Raw genomic sequence first — 16,054 nt, forward strand, 5'->3', positions numbered from 1 at the left:
CCCGGGAGAACGGGACACCTCCGTGTTCCTGGTGACCGCGCTCCTGGTGCGTACCGAACCCCCGCACCCCGACCGGTGGACGGCACGGGACCTGGCCGGGCGGCTGCGCGCCCACCGGGTCGGCACCTGCGTCCGCGGCGCCGGACCGTATCCAGGGGGGCCGGTCCATGTGTACGTCTCCGAAAGCCCGGACGGCTCGGTCCGCGCCGCGCTCTACATGGAGAGCCCCGACTTCGTGCATGCCGAACTGGCCGCGCTGGACTTCCTCCTGACCCTCCTGAGCGCCGCGCGCCCCGGCTCCCTCGGCTGGCGGCCCGCGGCCCTGGGAGGCCCGGATCCGCACCGACTTCCCGAACCGAAAGGACCGGACCCGCCATGCCACGGGAGCGCCCCACCGTGTCAGTGATCATCCCCAACCACAACTACGAGAAGACCCTGCGGGCCTGCCTGGAATCCGTCTACGCCCAGACCCTGCGCCCTCGGGACGTGGTCGTCGTGGACGACGCCAGCACCGACCGCTCGCGTGACATCGCCCGCGAGTTCCCCTGTGTACTCGTCGCCCGCCCGGACAACGCGGGGGTCTCCGCCGCCCGCAACCTCGGTGTCGCCGCATCCGCCGGCCAGGTGCTGTTCTTCCTCGACTCCGACATCGCGCTGGCCCCCGACGCCATCGAGAACGCCGTCGACCTGCTCATGGACGACCCGGAGACCGGCTGCGTCCACGGCGTCCTGGACCCCGAACCGCTCTTCGACGACGGACCGGTGGAGGTCTACCACTGCCTGCACGCCCACTTCTGGCGACACCGCAGCGCCGGAGTCGTCGGCACCGCCTTCTTCGCGTTGGCCGCGATCGAGCGCCGCGTCTTCGAGGCGACCGGGCCCTTCGACGAGAACCTCCGCGACTCCGAGGACGTCGAGTACAGCGACCGCCTCGCCGCCACCCACCGCATCCGCCTCAGCGAGCGGGTGACCGGCCGCCACGACGACGTGGACCGGCTGCTGCCGATGCTCGCCGAGCAGTACCGCCGCTCCCAACTGCTCGTCCCCGTCGCCGCCGTCGAGCGCCGGCGCGGCGGTGGGCTGCGCGCCAATCGCACCGGCGGCGTCCTGGCCGCCGGGCTGGTCCCGCTCACCCTTCCGCTCGCCCTGCTCACCCCCTGGCTGCTCGCCGTGCCCCTGGCCTGCGCCGTGGCCTTCGCGCTGGCGGACGTCGGGCTGTCGCGCTTCGTGGCCCGCCGCAAGGGCTGGCTCTTCCTGCTCCGCTTCACCGCGCTGCACCTCGCGGTGCACCTGGCGCTCGTCCTCGGCGCGGTGGTCGGCGGGCTGCGCTGGCTGGTCGACCCCCGCTTCGGCCCCTCCGTCCGGGGCCGCCGCGACCGGCCCGCCCCGGTGGCCGCCCCGTGAGCGCCGGAGTGGACCAGGAGCGCGGGGCCACCGGGACGGGGGCGCCCGAGGCCGGGCCCGGGGCGCCCGAGGCCGGGGCACCTGAAGCCGGGCCCGGGACGCCCGGGGCCGGAGCGGGGATGCCCGGGCCCGCGCCGCCCGAAGCCGCCGCCCGTCCCTCCCGGCGGGCCCGGCTGCTGCGCACGGCCGCCGCCCTCGTGCTCGTCGCGGCGACCGCCTTCGCCGTGGGCGGTTCGCTGCGCGGAGCCGGTACGGAGATGGCCGAGGCCGCCGGGCGGCCCGGGGGAGTGCTCCTGCTCATCGCCGCCCTCCTCGCCAACGCGGCCGGGCTCGTCCTGTCGATGCTGTCCTGGCGGGTCCTCGTCGTGGACGGCGGCTCCACGGCCCGCACCAGCGACACCGCCCGGATCTTCTTCATCGGCGTCATCAGCAAATTCGTCCCCGGCCGCATCTGGGGCGTCCTCGCCCACATCCAGCTCGGCAAGGCCGTCGGCATCGCCCCCGAGCGGATGATCGCCGCCTTCGGCCTCGGCCTCGTCATCGGGATGACCACCGGGGCCGCCGCCGGACTCCTCGTCGCACCGGCCGTGTTCGGCACGGGCGCCTGGGTCTTCGCCCCGCTGGTCCTGCTCGCCGCCGCCGCCGTGGCCCGGCCCGGCTGGGTGGGCCGCCTCGTCGCGTGGACGATGCGGCTGGCCCGCCGCCCGGACGGAGCCGCCGAGGGCTCGCCCCGGGCCCTGCGGCTCTCCATCGGCTGGGCCTGCGCCTCCTGGGCCGTTTCCGGACTCCACCTGTGGGCGATCGCCGTCCTTCTGGGCGCCCCGCCGCTGCTCTCCCTGCCGGTCTGCGTCGGCGGCTTCGCCCTGGCCACCGTCGCCGGAAGTCTCGCCTTCGTCCTGCCCGACGGCTGGGGCGCCCGCGAACTCGTCCTCCTCGCGCCCCTCGGCGCGGTCATGCCGCTGTCCGCCGCCACCGCGGCCGTCATCGCCAGCCGGCTGGTCTGCGTGCTCAGCGAGGTGGCCGCCACCGGCGCCGCACTCGCGTGGGCCCGCGCCGCCGGACCCCTGCCCACCCCCCGACCCGCGCTCCAGGAAGGAGCCGCATGACCTCCGCCGCAACCCCCCTGCTCACCGTGGACGACTGCGAACAACTGTCGACGAGCCAGGTGCACGAGCTGTACCGGTCCCACGTCAACAAGAGCCAGGTCTCCCTGATGACCTCCTTCGGCTTCGGCAGGGAACTCGTCGACCACGCCGAGGGATCCTGGATCCACACCCGCGACGGCCGCCGGATCCTCGACTTCACCGGCGGCGTCGGCGTCCTCAACCACGGCCACAACCACCCGCGGATCCTCGCCGCGCGCCGCCGCTTCCAGGAACAGCGCCGGATGGAGGTCCACAAGACCTACTTCTCGCCCTACATCGCCGCCCTCGGCCACAACCTCGCCCAGCTCCTCCCCGGCGACCTGAACCTCTCGTTCTTCCCCAACTCGGGGGCCGAGGCCGTCGAGGGCGCGGTGAAACTCGCGTACAAGTACCACGGCGGCCGCCGGCAGCAGATCCTGCACGCCGACATCAGCTTCCACGGCAAGCTGCTGGGCTCCGGCAGCCTCACCGGCAGCGCCCAGAACAGCTTCGCCTTCCCCGGCATACCCGGCGTCTCCGCCTTCCGCTACGGCGACCTCGACTCCGTACGGGAAGCGGTCGCCGGAGCCCGGGACACCAAGGGCCGCTGCGACGTCTACGCGATCCTCATCGAGCCCTTCTCCGCCTCCACGATGACGGAGTGCTCCGAGGAGTTCCTGCGCGGCCTGCGGGAGTTGTGCACCGAGGAGAAGATCGTGCTGATCTTCGACGAGATCTACACCGGCTGGGGCAAGACCGGCAGCCTCTTCCACTTCATGCGCTACCCCGGACTCGTCCCGGACGTGGTGACCACCTCGAAGTCCTTCGGCGGCGGCAAGTCCTCCGTCTCCGCCTTCGTCGCCCGCGAACCCGTCTTCCGCAAGGCGTACGACAGCCTCGGCGACGCCATGCTCCAGTCCACCAGCACCACCTACTACGGCTTCGGCGAGGAGACCGCCACCGCGCTGGAGGCCGTCAACATCGCGGTCGAGGACGACTATCCGGCCCGCGCCCGCGCCATCGAACGCGTACTCCAGCCGGGCCTGGAGCGGCTGCGCAAGCAGTACCCCGACATCATCGCGGACGTCCGCGGAGCCGGAGCGCTGTACGGGATCTTCCTCGACGGCGGCCCCCGCATCCTCGACCTCGCCGCGAAGATCGCCCCGGGCGGACTGGCCCGCGACCCGCTGCTGCGCACCAAGGTCATCACCTGCGCGGTCGTCAACGCGATGTACCACGACCACGACGTGTACATGTACTACACGCTCAACGGCCGCAGCCCCCTGGTGGCCGCGCCCTGTCTGGTCGCAGGACCCGACGAGGTGGAGATCTTCCTCGACGCCTTCGACAAGACCCTGGCCAAGGGCATGAACCGGCTCCTCACCGCCTTCCTCAAGGACAAGGCGGTGTCACGATGGGCGGCCTGACCATCGCCGTGACCGGGGCCGCCGGCATGCTCGGCTCCCACCTGGTGACCCGGCTCGCCGCCGACGGCCACGACGTCGTCGGCGTCGACCTGCGCGACGACCCCCACCCGCCCGCCGGGGCCCGGCACATCGTCGCCGACATCCGGGACGCGGCGGCGCTCGCCCGCGCCTTCGACGGGGCCCACGCGCTGGTGCACTGCGCCGCGGCGCTGCCCAGCTACCCCGTCGACCAGATCCGCTCCATCACCGTCGACGGCACCCGCACCGTCCTGACCGCCGCGCACCGGGCCCGGATCGACCGGGTCGTGCACATCTCCTCCACCGCCGTCTACGGACTGCCCAAGCGGGTCCCCACCCCGGAGGAGCACCCGCGCGAGCCCGTCGACCCGTACAGCAGGGCGAAGGCCGAGGCCGAGGAGGTCTGCGAGGAGTTCCGGGCGCGCGGGATGTGCCTGCCGGTGCTGCGCCCCAAGACCTTCCTCGGGCCCGGCCGCATGGGCCTCTTCTCGATGCTCTTCGAATGGGCCGAGGAGCGCCGCAACTTCCCGGTCCTCGGCCGGGGCGACGTCCGCATCCAGATGTTCGGCATGGCCGACCTCGTCGACGCCGTGGTGCTCGCCCTCGACGCACCGCCCGAGATCGCCAGCGACGTCTACAACCTGGGCGCCGCCGAATTCGGCACCCTGCGCGAGGACTTCCAGGCCGTGCTGGACGCGGCCGGACACGGCAAACGCGTGGTCCCGCTGCCGGCAGCACCGGCACTCGCGGTCCTGCGCCTGCTGGAGCGCACCAAGCTCTCCCCGGTCTACGGGCGGCTGCTCTTCAAGCTCCTCGACGACAGTTACGTGGACATCGGCCGGGCCACCGAACGGCTCGGCTTCCGTCCCGCGCTCTCCAACCAGGACGCCGTCCTCGGCACGTACGCGTGGTGGCGCACCCAGCGGGGAGCCGGCGCGCCCGCTCCCGGAGCCGGCCGGACCAGCCGGGAACCGTGGCGCCAAGGGGCGCTCGGCCTGGCCAAGGTCTTCTTCTGATCCCCTGGAGCCCTGCCGTGGACATCACCCGGTCCTCACCCGCGCCCGTGCGCGTGGTGGCAGTCCCGCCCGAGCCCGAACCCGCCGACCTCACCGCCCTGCCCGAACCCACCGCCGTAGAGCCGCTTCAGCCTCTACCGACCGTGACCGCGACCACGAGCGCGATCATCACCACCACGACCACCACCACGAACGTGACCGCGACCGCGACCGCGACCGACGCACGGGGCCGTCGCCGGCGCCCCCGCCCACGCGACCTCCTCGCGCTCCTGCGCCCCGGCCAGTGGGTGAAGAACCTGGCCGTCGTCCCGCTCGCCCTGCTCGACACCCACCCCTGGGGGGCCGCCGCCTTCCTGCGCACCGGCTGGGCCGTCCTCGGCTTCACCCTCGCCTCCGCGCTCGTTTACGTCGTCAACGACCTCGCCGACCGGGACCGGGACCGGCTGCACCCGGTCAAACGCCACCGCCCGATCGCCTCCGGCCAGGTGTCCACCGCCGCCGCGGGAGCGCTGACCGGCGTCCTCGCCCTGTCGCTGACCGGCTGGGCGGTGGCCGGGCCCGCCTGGCAGTGGTGGCCCACCGCCCTCTACCTGGCGCTGAGCCTCGCCTACTCCCAGGGCCTCAAACACGTACCGCTGGTGGACGCGTTCATCGTGGCGACCGGCTTCGTGCTGCGGCTCGTCCAGGGGTCGCTGCTCATCGGCGCCCGGATGTCCGAGTGGCTGGCCCTGTGCGTCTTCTCGCTCTGCCTGATGCTGGCGCTCGGCAAACGCCGGCACGAGATGACGGCGGCGGGCCGCGCCCACCGCCCCGCCCTGCGCGGCTACACGCTCGCCTTCCTCGACCACCTCGTCGTCCTGGTCGCCGTGCTGACGGCCGTCAGTTACGTGCTCTACCTGCGCGACGACGCGGCCCTCGCCGCCGGGGCCTCCCTCGTCACCCTGCTCTCCGCCCCCTGCGCCGTCTTCGGCCTCGCCCGCTACCTCCAGGTCCTCCTCGTCGAGGAGGGCGGCGGCAACCCCGTCCACGTCCTCTTCCGGGACCGCGCCACGCTCGTCAACGCGGCGCTGTGGGCGGTGCTCGTCGCCCTCGCCCTCCTCCTCCCGCAAGCGTCCGCATGACCCACCGACCGCCCGAAGGCGCCGCCCCGTGAACCGGAAGCAACCTCTCGTCTCCGTCGTCATCCCCAACTACAACTACGGCCGCGCACTGGAGCTCTGCCTGCGCGCCGCGCTCGCCCAGACCTACGAACCGCTGGAGGTGCTGCTGATCGACGACTGCTCCACCGACGACTCGGTCGCCGTCGCCGAGGCCTGCGGCGTCCGGGTGATCAGCACCGGCGTCAACAGCGGAGTGGCCACCACCCGCAACACCGGCGCGGCCCACGCCCGGGGCGAGATCATCGTGTTCGTCGACTCCGACGTGGCGATGGAACCGGACGCCATCGCCAACGCCGTCGCCCTGCTCGACTCCGACCCCCGCATCGGCGCGGTCTGCGGCACCTACGACGCCGAACCCCTCATCCGGGACAGCCTGATCGAGGAGTACCGCTGCCTCCACCAGTTCTACTGGCTCGCCGAGACTGAGGGCCGCATCGGCACCCTGCACACCGCGATCTGCGCCATGCCCGCCCGCGTCTTCGCCGAGATCGGCCCCTTCAACCCCCGGCTGCGGCACACCGAGGACGGCGACTACGCCGCCCGGATCTGCCGGAGTTACGAGGTCCACAGCTCCACCACCGTGCGCGGCCGGCACGACCACGACGACACCTGGCGGGTCGTGCTGCGCAAGGTCTTCCACCGCACCCGGCTGCACATCCCGCTGTACGTCCGACGCGGCGACCTGCCCGGCGGCATCGCCACCGGGCCGCGCGCCGGAGCCAGCGTCGCGGCCCTGCTCGCCCTGCTGACCCTGCCGCTCGGCCTGATCGCCCTGCCCTGGCTGCTCGCCCCCGCCGCCCTGCTGGCATTCACCCTGCTCGCGGACACCGCCCTGTACGGCTTCGTCCTACGCCGCCGAGGCCCTCTGTTCGCCGCCTACTTCGTCTTCGTCCACACCGTGGTCAACGCGGTCATCGCGGCGGGCGCGGGCGTCGGCGTCCTCCAGTGGCTGACCTCCCGCCGCTTCCGCCGGCTGTACGAGCCGGGGGAGCACCTCGCGCCGGTGCGGGCCGCCACATGACCGGGACCCTCGCGCCGGCCACCGCGGCGGACGCGGCGCCCGAGTCCGAAGGGCGACGACGCCGGTGGCCCGGCCGGCTGCTGCTCGCGGTCGCCGTCCTGTGGGCCCTGTTCGTCGCCGCCCGCGCCCTCCTCAGCGGCCGGTGGTGGGCGTGGAACGGCCTCGGCCTCGCCCCGCCCGCCCTCCATCTGCTGTTCCCGCTCGCCCTGTTGATCCCGGCCGCCCTGATCCGGCACGGCAGACGGGCGGCGGTGGGCGTCGTCCTGCTCTCGCTGCTGCTCGGCTCCTGGCAGACCGGGCTGCACCCCGGGGCGCTCCTGCGCGGGCAGCCCGCCGTCCCCCCGGACGCCCTGAGGGTGGTCAGCTGGAACACCTTCTTCTGGGACCAGGACAGCGACACCGACGCGTTCTACGCCTACCTCAGGTCCCGCTCCGCCGACGTCTACCTCCTCCAGGAGTACCAGAACGCCCGGGGCGACGAACCCGCGCCGATCGACGACCTCGCCCGGCTCCGCAAGGAGTTCCCCGGCTTCCACATCGCCACCGAGGGCGAGTTCCTCACCCTGTCCCGTTTCCCGATCACCTCGGCGCGGGCGCTGCGCCCCGACGGGCTCGCCCCGCCCGACACCTCCTGGGCCGACTACTGGAACGTCCGCGTCCTGCGCACCGACATCGACGTCGACGGCGAGACCCTGTCCCTCTACAACACCCACCTGCCCGATCTGCTGAACGTCGACCGCAACCCGCTGACCCCCGCCTACCACCGCTCCGTGCGACAGCTCTCCGAGCGCCGCGAGAGGCACTTCGAGGCACTGCGCGAGGACCTCGACGCCAACGGCCACCCGGTGGTCCTCGCCGGGGACCTCAACGTGCTGCCCGGCACCGGGGACCTGCGCTGGTTCGACGGGCTGCGGGACGCCGCCGACGCGGGGGACTCGGTCTACCCGGCGACCTTCCCGGTGAGCGGCCCACCGCTCTGGCGGCTCGACTGGGCGTTCGTCTCGCCCCGGATCGACCTGCACCGGCAGTCCGTCCAGGACCCGCCCGCCGCACTCTCCACCCACCGGCTGATCGATCTCCGCCTCTCCCTGCCCGCCCCCGGGGCGTCCGCCCCGGCCACCGAGAAGGACCGGCCATGACCCGGCGCTCCGCGCGCTCGCCCCGCTTCGACGCGACGATCGTGCTCACCTACTACCTCCCGTACACCAGCGGGCTCACCGAAGTGGCCCGCACGGTCGCCGAGGGGCTGGCCGCGCGGGGCCGCCGAGTCGCCGTCGTCGCCTGCCGGCACGACCCGGACCGCCCCGCACGGGAGACCCTGAACGGCGTCGAGGTGTTCCGCGCCCCGGTCGCCGCGCGGCTCGGACGCGGCGTGATCAGCCCCGGGTTCGCCCCGCTCGCCGGGCGGATCGCCCGCGCCTCCCGGGTCGTCAACCTCCATCTGCCGATGCTGGAGGCGGGGCTCGTCGCCCGCCTCGCCGGGGACACCCCGGTGGTCGCCACCCACCACGACGACGTCTGGCTGGCCGGGGGCGCTCTCGCCCCGCTCCAGGTGAGGGCCGTCGACGCCTCGGTGGCCGGGGCGCTGCGCCGCTCGGCCGCCGTGGTCGTCAACAACGTGGACCACGCGGAGCATTCGCGCCACTGGCCCCTGATGCGCGGGCGCCGGCTGCTGGCCATCGCCCCGCCCTGCCGCGAACGCGAGCCCGCCCCCGCCGCCTTCCGCGAGACGGCGGGCCCGCACTTCGGCTTCCTCGGCCGGATCGCCCCGGAGAAGGGGCTGCACCACCTGGTCGACGCCTTTCGGACGATTCCGGATCCCGAGGCCCGGCTGCTGATCGCCGGCGACTACTCCAAGGTCGCGGGCGGCAGCGTCGTCGGGGCCCTGCGCGCACGGGCCGGCGACGACACCCGGGTCCGGTTCACCGGCTTCCTCGCCGACGACCGGGTGGCGGGCTTCTACGCCTCGCTGGACGCCTTCGCCCTGCCGTCCGTCGCCGAGGAGTCCTTCGGAATCTCCCAGGCCGAGGCGATGATGCTCGGCGTTCCCTCCGTCGCGAGCGACGCGCCGGGCATGCGTGTGCCGGTGTCCGAGACCGGCTTCGGCCGCCTCTTCCCGCCCGGCGACGCCCGCGCCCTGGCCGGGGCCCTCCTGGAGGTGGCCGCCTACGCCCCGGAGCGCCGCGCCGAGGGAGGGCGTGACGCCCGCGCCCGGTACGGGACGGACAGCTGCCTGGACGCCTACGACGCGCTGTTCCAGGAGGCCGGGGCCGTACAGGGAGCCCCCGCGTGAGAACGGCCGACGTCCTGGCGGCGGGCGGCGGGGCGAACGCCGCCTGGCCGGGCGGCGGATGGGCGCTGTGGGCGGCGGGGGCCTGGGCGGTCTTCCTGGCCGCGCACCTCGTCCTCAACGGCCGCTGGTGGTTCTGGCTGCTGCCCTCACTGCTGCCGCCGCCCGTGTTCGTCGCCCTGCCGGCTCTCCTCCTGGTGCTCGCGACGGTGACCGGGGACCTCGTGGCCGCCGTCCTGGCGGGCGCGGCCCTGCTGCTCGGGGCCCGGCAGTCCGGCCTCGTGCCCGGCGCGCTCGTACGGGGGAAGCGCCGCCCGCCACCGCCGCCGGACGGGGCGGTGCGCGTCGTGTCCTGGAACACCCAGCACTGGTGCCAGTCCACCGACCCGGAGCCCTTCTACGCCTTTCTGCGCGGGCTCGACGCCGATGTCTACCTCCTCCAGGAGTACCACCACGACCAGTTCGACGGCACGTACCGCCTGATCGACGACGAGCGGCGGCTGCGCGAGACCTTCCCCGGCCACCGGGCCGTCATCGCCCGCGGCCTGATCACCCTGTCCCGGCTGCCGGTCGCCGCGACCGTCGAGACGGCCGCCCGCCGGACCCTGCGGGTGGACCTGGAGATGCCGGGTGACGGTCGGATTCTCGCCACCTTCAACGTTCACATCCCGGTACAGCTGCGACTCATCAGCCCGCTGCGCGCAGACTTCTACCGCGCGGTCCGCACCCGGGCCGCCGACCGGGCACGGGAGTACCGGGGGCTCCGCGGGGACGTCGCCGGCTGCCCCCATCCGGCCCTGATCGCCGGGGACTTCAACACCACCGCCGCGATCGGGGACGCCCGCCGCATCGCCCGACTGGGCTCCGACGCGGTTGCCCTGTCCGGACGCCTCTGCCCCACCTCGTGGCAGGCCCGTCCGGGCCTGCGCTGGTGGCGGCTGGACTGGGTGCTCACCACACCGGGCGCCCGGGTCCACCGCTACCGCTTCCGCGATCCGCGCGGCCTGTCCGACCACAGCGTCCAGGAGGTGTCCGTGTCGCTCGCCGAACCGGACCACCCGGCCGACACCGACCTCCGTATCCGCCACCACGGCGGTCTCCGCCACCACGGCGGTTTCCGCCACCACGACGGTCTCCGCCACCACGACGAAGGAACTCGCCATGCGTTACCGCTACCTGGGAAAGACCGGCCTGCGGGTCAGTGAACTCTGCCTCGGCGCCATGACGTTCGGCCGTGAGGCCGACGAGACCACCAGCCACGCCCTGCTGGACCGCTTCACCGAGGCGGGCGGCACCTTCGTGGACACCGCCGACATCTACTCCGCCGGAGCCTCCGAGGAGATCCTCGGCCGCTGGCTGAAGAGACAGTGCCGCGACGACGTGGTGATCGCCACCAAGGTGCGGTACGGCACGGGGGAGGGCCCCAACGACCGCGGCCTGGGCCGCAATCACCTGATCGCCGGGGTCGAGTCGAGCCTGCGCCGGCTGGGCACCGACCACATCGACCTCTACCAGGTGCACGCCTGGGACCCGGGTACCCCGCTGGAGGAGACCCTCGCCACCCTGGACGCCCTCGTCACCTCCGGGAAGGTGCGCTATATCGGGGCCAGCAACTTCTCCGGCTGGCAGCTCCAGAAGGCGATCGACCTGAGCCGGCGACACGGCTGGGAGCCCTTCACGGCCCTCCAGCCGCTCTACAACCTGCTGGACCGTTCCGCCGAGTGGGAGCTGATGGAGGTCAGCCGCAACGAGGGCCTGGGCGTCATCCCGTGGAGCCCGCTGCGCGGCGGCTGGCTGAGCGGCGCGATCCGGCGCGGCACGGAGCGGCCGCCCACGGGCACCCGTGTGGAGACCGCCGAGCGGCTCGGCTGGGGTGAGTCGTGGAGCGCGTACGAGGGGGACGAGCGCACCTGGCGGGTGCTGGACGCCCTGCACGAGGTCGCCGGCCGCACGGGCCTCGCGGTGCCGGTGCTGGCCCTCGCCTGGCTGCTCGGCCGGCCCGGGGTCACCGCCCCCATCGTGGGCGCCCGCACCCTGGAGCAACTGGAGACCAACCTGGGCGCGGCGGACCTGGACCTGGACCCGGCCGACGCCGCCCTGTTGACCGCCGCGAGCGACCAGACGCTCCCGTACCCCTACAGCGTCATCGAGACCGACCCCGAACTGCGCTGACGCACCCCGCGTGACCGAAAACGGGCGGTGGCCCGGGGAATTCGTCCCCGGGCCACCGCCCTGTGCGTACCGCGCCGTCCGTGGTGGTGCTCAGTCCGTCGGCCGCTTCAGGCGGGCCACGAACTTGTAGCGGTCGCCCCGGTAGACCGAGCGCACCCATTCCACCGGTTCGCCCTGGCCGTCCACCGAATGGCGGGACAGCATGAGCATCGGCAGCCCCACGTCGGTGCCCAGCAGCCCCGCCTCGCGCGGGGTGGCGAGCGAGGTCTCGATGGTCTCCTCCGCCTCGGCGAGGCGCACGTCGTACACCTCGGCGAGCGCGGTGTAGAGCGAGGTGTACTTCACCAGCGAACGGCGCAGCGCCGGGAAGCGTTTGGCCGAAAGGTGCGTGGTCTCGATCGCCATCGGCTCCCCGCTGGCGAGCCGCAGCCGCTCGATGCGCAGCACCCGGCCGCCCGTCGAGATGTCCAGCAGACCGGCGAGCGTGTCGTCCGCCGTCACATAGCCGATGTCCAGCAGTTGGGACGTCGGCTCCAGTCCCTGGGCGCGCATGTCCTCGGTGTACGAGGTGAGCTGGAGGGCCTGGGAGACCTTCGGCTTGGCTACGAAGGTGCCCTTGCCCTGGATGCGTTCCAGCCGACCCTCGACGACCAGCTCCTGGAGGGCCTGGCGCACGGTGGTGCGCGAGGTGTCGAACTCGGCCGCCAGGGTGCGTTCGGGCGGCACGGGGGTGCCGGGCGGCAGGGTGTCCGTCATGTCGAGGAGATGCCGCTTGAGCCGGTAGTACTTCGGTACGCGCGCTGTGCGCGTACCGGCACCGGTCTCGCTCCCCGTACTGCCCCCGTCGGCGCCCATGGCCCGCCTTCCCGACTGCTGCGTTGCTGCCGTCACCGGCTCCTCCGTCTGTCGCGGCTCACATGGTGGCACGGTCCGGTCACGGGTCGTCGCCCTCCCTTAGGTGTCGGTCCTATAACGGACGCGAGTGCACTTCTTATACACCCTTGACACCCCTAAAGGTCTAGGCCAAGCTCCCGGTACTGGTCTAAACCATTAAAGACCAGGTCCAGCCCCAGCAGAACTCGTCGAATGTCTTCGCGGTGGGTGGGGTTGCAGCATCCCTGAGGAGGGTTTGACGTGAAGCGCAAGCTCATCGTGGCTATTGGTGTCGCGGGCATGTTGGTTTCGATCGCGGCGTGTGGTTCGGGTGACAAGGAGTCGTCCGCGGACCCGAAGGACCGCAAGGAAGACCTGACCGTCTGGCTCATGGGTGAGGCCCAGTCCACCTGGCCGGAGCTGGTCAAGGACGTCAACGCCGAGTTCAACAAGAAGTACCCGGGCGTCAAGGTCAAGGTTCAGTACCAGCAGTGGGCCGACAAGGTCAAGAAGCTGGACACCTCCCTCGGTGGCGACAAATTCCCTGACGTCGTGGAACTCGGCAATACCGAGACCATGCAGTACATCCTCAATGGTGCGCTCGGAGAAATCGACCCCAAGAAGTACGAGAACTCGGACACCTGGATCAAGGGTCTGAAGGACACGTGTTCCTTCGAGGGCAAGACGTACTGCGTTCCTTACTACGCCAGCGCCCGTCTGGCCGTGTACAACAAGGACATGCTGAAGGCCGGCACCGGCAGCGACGCCCTCCCGCAGACCGAGGCCGAGTTCCTCGCCGCGATGGACAAGACCTCCGCCGAGCTGGGCAAGAAGGACAAGCGCGCCTCCTCCCTCTACTTCCCGGGCCGCTACTGGTACGCCGCGATGTCCTACGTCGCCGCCTACGGTGGCCAGATAGCGTCGTACGACGAGGGCAGCAAGGAGTGGAAGGCCGCGCTCTCCACCCCGGAGGCCCAGAAGGGCATCCAGCACTACGTCGACCTGGTCAAGAAGTACAACAAGGCCGACGTGACGAAGGACGAGCAGGACCACGCCAACGTCATGGCCAACGAGAAGGCCGCGGTCATCTACGGCCAGGCCTGGGAGGCCGGCAGCGTCACCACGGGCGAGAACGGCAACCCGAAGCTCGAGGGCAAGATCGCCACGGCCGGTATGCCCGGCCCCGAGGGCAAGGCCCTCCCGTCCTTCATCGGCGGCTCGGACCTCGCCACGATCTCCAAGTCGAAGGTCCAGGACCTCGGCGAGGAGTGGATCTCCCTCTTCACCAACGCGAAGTCCATGGAGGTCCTCGCGTCGAAGAACATCCTCCCCAACAACGAGAAGCAGCTTGAGCCGCTGAAGGCGAAGCCGGAGACCGCCGCCATCGCCAACGCGGTGCCGGACGCCTGGTTCACGCCGATCGCGCCGGGCTGGGCCTCCGTGGAGAAGGAGGAGATCCTCCAGAACATGCTCCTGGAGATCGTCAAGGGCGCCTCCGTCGCCGACGCCTCGAAGAAGGCCGACGACAAGATCAACGCTCTGATCAACAAGGAATCCTGACCTTCCGATCGCCAGGCGGGGGCCCGGCGCCAGCGCCGGGCCCCCGCTCCTTTCCCGCAAGTGAACGCCGTGAATTCCGGGGCCCGCCCCGGACCCGCGATGGAAGGTCAGCCACGTGTCTGCCGCTGATACCAAGGCCGCCGGGCCGCCGGTCCCCGTACCACCCGACCCGCAGGCGACCGGGAAGTCGTCCTCCCACGACGATGCGCCCCGGGTGCAGAAGAGGAAGCGGAAGAAGGGTGAACTCCTCCCCTATCTCCTGATCCTCCCGGCGATCGTGGCGATCGCCGCCGTCTACCTCTACCCGCTCGGCAAGACGGTCATCATGTCCTTCCAGGACATGGGCCGCCGTGAGCTGTGGTCCGGAGAACCGGCCCCCTGGGTCGGCTTCGAGCAGTTCACCAACATCCTCGGCGACTCCGAGTTCTGGTGGGTCACCTTCCGCACCGTCGTCTTCATGGTCATCTGCGTGACGCTGACCATGGGACTCGGGCTGCTGGTCGCCCTCCTGATGCGCAAGCTCTCCACCTGGGTCCGGCTGGTGCTCACCGCCTGCCTCATCGCCGCCTGGTCGATGCCGCTGATGGTCGCCGCCTCGATCTTCCGGTTCATGGCCGACTCCGACTACGGCCTGATCAACACGCTGATCGCCAAGGTCGTCGGCGAGGACTGGCTCGGACACAACTGGTACCTCGACCCGATCCAGGGCTTCGGCATCATCACCCTGCTGGTCGTCTGGGGCGCCATCCCGTTCGTCGTCGTCACCCTGTACGCCGCTCTCACCCAGGTCCCCCAGGAGCTGGAGGAGGCCGCCGCCCTCGACGGCGCCAGCGCGTACGGCATCTACAAGTTCGTCACCTGGCCGGTCATCAAGCCGGTCTTCACCATGGTCGCCACTCTCTCGGTGATCTGGGACTTCAACGTCTTCGGCCAGATCTGGCTGCTGCGCGGCAACAAGCCCGAGCCGGAGTACGAGACCCTCGGCCTCTACTCCTACTCCAAGGCGTTCGAGTCCACCTCCTTCAGCCAGGGCACCGCGATCGCCCTGATCACGGTGCTGCTGCTGTCCGGCGTGGCCGTGTACTACCTGCGCCAGCTCATGAAGACGGGAGAGGTCGAATGAGCAGCTCGACCCAGACGACACAGGCGCTGCGGCCCGACCGCAAGAAGAGCCGGCTGCACTTCGACCTCATCGGCCTCGGCATCGCCCTGGTCATGGTCTTCCCGGTCTACTGGCTGGTCATCAGCGCCCTGCGGCCCAACCGGGAGATCCGCAGCTACGACCAGACCCTGTGGCCCACGTCGATCACCTTCGACAACTTCGTCCGGGCCACGGAGCAGCCGAACTTCGGCACCGCCATCCAGTCCAGCCTGATCGTCGCGGTCACCGCGGTGGTCGGCGGCATGATCATCGCGACCCTGGCGGCCCTGGCGATCGGCCGGTTCCGGTTCTTCGGCCGCAAGGCCCTGGTCCTGATCATGATCCTGGTCCAGATGCTGCCGCCGACGGCGATGCTCATCCCGATCTACGCCCAGCTCAACGCGATGGGCGGGATCGACGAGTACTGGGGCCTGATCGTCGTCTACCTGGTCTCCACGCTGCCCTTCGCCACCATCATGATCCGCGGCTTCGTCGTGAACATCCCGGTGGAGCTGGAGGAGTCCGCGATGGTGGACGGGTGCACCCGCTTCCAGGCCTTCCGCCGGGTGATCTTCCCGCTGCTCGCCCCCGGGCTGGCCGCCGCGTCGATCTTCGCCCTGGTGAACGCGTGGAACGAGTACCTCTTCGCGTACATCCTGATCAACGACAACTCCAAGTACACGCTGAACGTATGGCTGATGACGTTCACGACCGAGCGCGGAACGGACTACGGCGCCCTCATGGCGGCATCGACCATGATCGCCATCCCCGTCGTCGTGTTCTTCATGATCATTCAGAAGAAGATGGCCACCGGCCTCACCTCCGGCGCTGTGAAGGGATAGTGCGGG

At 71.6% G+C, this 16,054-nt stretch carries 15 protein-coding genes; 14 read left to right on the plus strand and 1 reads right to left on the minus strand.

The window, feature by feature from the left end:
• The first annotated feature begins 22 nt into the window (after positions 1 to 22).
• Genes ACIQRW_RS20595 through ACIQRW_RS20645 form a run of 11 tightly spaced genes read left to right on the plus strand, consistent with a single transcriptional unit; the run spans position 23 to position 11,632 of the window.
• On the plus strand, positions 23 to 406 hold the full coding sequence (locus tag ACIQRW_RS20595; RefSeq protein WP_403762321.1) for a hypothetical protein: 384 nt from the start codon (positions 23 to 25) through the stop codon (positions 404 to 406).
• Positions 403 to 1,404: a glycosyltransferase gene (locus tag ACIQRW_RS20600; protein ID WP_403762324.1), complete on the plus strand. Its 1,002-nt coding sequence runs from the start codon at positions 403 to 405 to the stop codon at positions 1,402 to 1,404. The genes ACIQRW_RS20595 and ACIQRW_RS20600 overlap by 4 nt, the downstream gene beginning before the upstream one ends.
• The gene (locus ACIQRW_RS20605; RefSeq protein WP_403762173.1) at positions 1,401 to 2,510 is read left to right on the plus strand and encodes a lysylphosphatidylglycerol synthase domain-containing protein; all 1,110 of its coding nucleotides are present in this window, start codon (positions 1,401 to 1,403) and stop codon (positions 2,508 to 2,510) included. The genes ACIQRW_RS20600 and ACIQRW_RS20605 overlap by 4 nt, the downstream gene beginning before the upstream one ends.
• Entirely contained in the window at positions 2,507 to 3,955 is a 1,449-nt protein-coding gene (locus tag ACIQRW_RS20610) for an aspartate aminotransferase family protein (RefSeq protein WP_403762176.1), read from the plus strand. The genes ACIQRW_RS20605 and ACIQRW_RS20610 overlap by 4 nt, the downstream gene beginning before the upstream one ends.
• Positions 3,943 to 4,989 carry an NAD-dependent epimerase/dehydratase family protein gene (locus ACIQRW_RS20615; protein ID WP_403762179.1) on the plus strand — a complete coding sequence of 349 codons (1,047 nt, stop codon included), beginning with the start codon at positions 3,943 to 3,945 and terminating at the stop codon, positions 4,987 to 4,989. Before ACIQRW_RS20610 ends, ACIQRW_RS20615 begins: the two co-directional genes overlap by 13 nt.
• 17 nt (positions 4,990 to 5,006) lie before the next feature.
• Positions 5,007 to 6,110, plus strand: coding sequence for a UbiA prenyltransferase family protein (locus ACIQRW_RS20620; RefSeq protein WP_403762182.1), 1,104 nt, complete (start codon positions 5,007 to 5,009; stop codon positions 6,108 to 6,110).
• 28 nt (positions 6,111 to 6,138) lie between these two features.
• Entirely contained in the window at positions 6,139 to 7,170 is a 1,032-nt protein-coding gene (locus tag ACIQRW_RS20625) for a glycosyltransferase family 2 protein (RefSeq protein ID WP_403762185.1), read from the plus strand.
• Entirely contained in the window at positions 7,167 to 8,309 is a 1,143-nt protein-coding gene (locus ACIQRW_RS20630) for an endonuclease/exonuclease/phosphatase family protein (RefSeq protein WP_403762188.1), read from the plus strand. The genes ACIQRW_RS20625 and ACIQRW_RS20630 overlap by 4 nt, the downstream gene beginning before the upstream one ends.
• On the plus strand, positions 8,306 to 9,463 hold the full coding sequence (locus tag ACIQRW_RS20635) for a glycosyltransferase family 4 protein (protein WP_403762191.1): 1,158 nt from the start codon (positions 8,306 to 8,308) through the stop codon (positions 9,461 to 9,463). The genes ACIQRW_RS20630 and ACIQRW_RS20635 overlap by 4 nt, the downstream gene beginning before the upstream one ends.
• Positions 9,460 to 10,665 carry an endonuclease/exonuclease/phosphatase family protein gene (locus ACIQRW_RS20640; protein ID WP_403762194.1) on the plus strand — a complete coding sequence of 402 codons (1,206 nt, stop codon included), beginning with the start codon at positions 9,460 to 9,462 and terminating at the stop codon, positions 10,663 to 10,665. Before ACIQRW_RS20635 ends, ACIQRW_RS20640 begins: the two co-directional genes overlap by 4 nt.
• The gene (locus ACIQRW_RS20645; RefSeq protein ID WP_403762197.1) at positions 10,622 to 11,632 is read left to right on the plus strand and encodes an aldo/keto reductase; all 1,011 of its coding nucleotides are present in this window, start codon (positions 10,622 to 10,624) and stop codon (positions 11,630 to 11,632) included. Before ACIQRW_RS20640 ends, ACIQRW_RS20645 begins: the two co-directional genes overlap by 44 nt.
• 90 nt (positions 11,633 to 11,722) lie before the next feature.
• On the opposite strand, the gene ACIQRW_RS20650 is transcribed toward ACIQRW_RS20645, so the two are convergent.
• The gene (locus tag ACIQRW_RS20650) at positions 11,723 to 12,487 is read right to left on the minus strand and encodes a GntR family transcriptional regulator (RefSeq protein ID WP_007458216.1); all 765 of its coding nucleotides are present in this window, start codon (positions 12,485 to 12,487) and stop codon (positions 11,723 to 11,725) included.
• Positions 12,488 to 12,766: 279 nt separating this feature from the next.
• Between ACIQRW_RS20650 and ACIQRW_RS20655 the strand changes: the two genes are divergently transcribed.
• The 3 genes from ACIQRW_RS20655 to ACIQRW_RS20665 all read left to right on the plus strand — a co-directional run bounded on the left by ACIQRW_RS20655 (position 12,767) and on the right by ACIQRW_RS20665 (position 16,048).
• Positions 12,767 to 14,065, plus strand: a complete 1,299-nt coding sequence (locus ACIQRW_RS20655; RefSeq protein ID WP_403762201.1) for an extracellular solute-binding protein — start codon at positions 12,767 to 12,769, stop codon at positions 14,063 to 14,065.
• Between the two features lie 115 nt (positions 14,066 to 14,180).
• Positions 14,181 to 15,188: a carbohydrate ABC transporter permease gene (locus tag ACIQRW_RS20660; protein ID WP_007458221.1), complete on the plus strand. Its 1,008-nt coding sequence runs from the start codon at positions 14,181 to 14,183 to the stop codon at positions 15,186 to 15,188.
• Positions 15,185 to 16,048, plus strand: a complete 864-nt coding sequence (locus ACIQRW_RS20665; protein WP_403762204.1) for a carbohydrate ABC transporter permease — start codon at positions 15,185 to 15,187, stop codon at positions 16,046 to 16,048. Before ACIQRW_RS20660 ends, ACIQRW_RS20665 begins: the two co-directional genes overlap by 4 nt.
• Positions 16,049 to 16,054 lie beyond the last annotated feature (6 nt).

Source organism: Streptomyces sp. NPDC091287, from assembly GCF_044768525.1.
Taxonomy (GTDB): Bacteria; Actinomycetota; Actinomycetes; order Streptomycetales; family Streptomycetaceae; genus Streptomyces.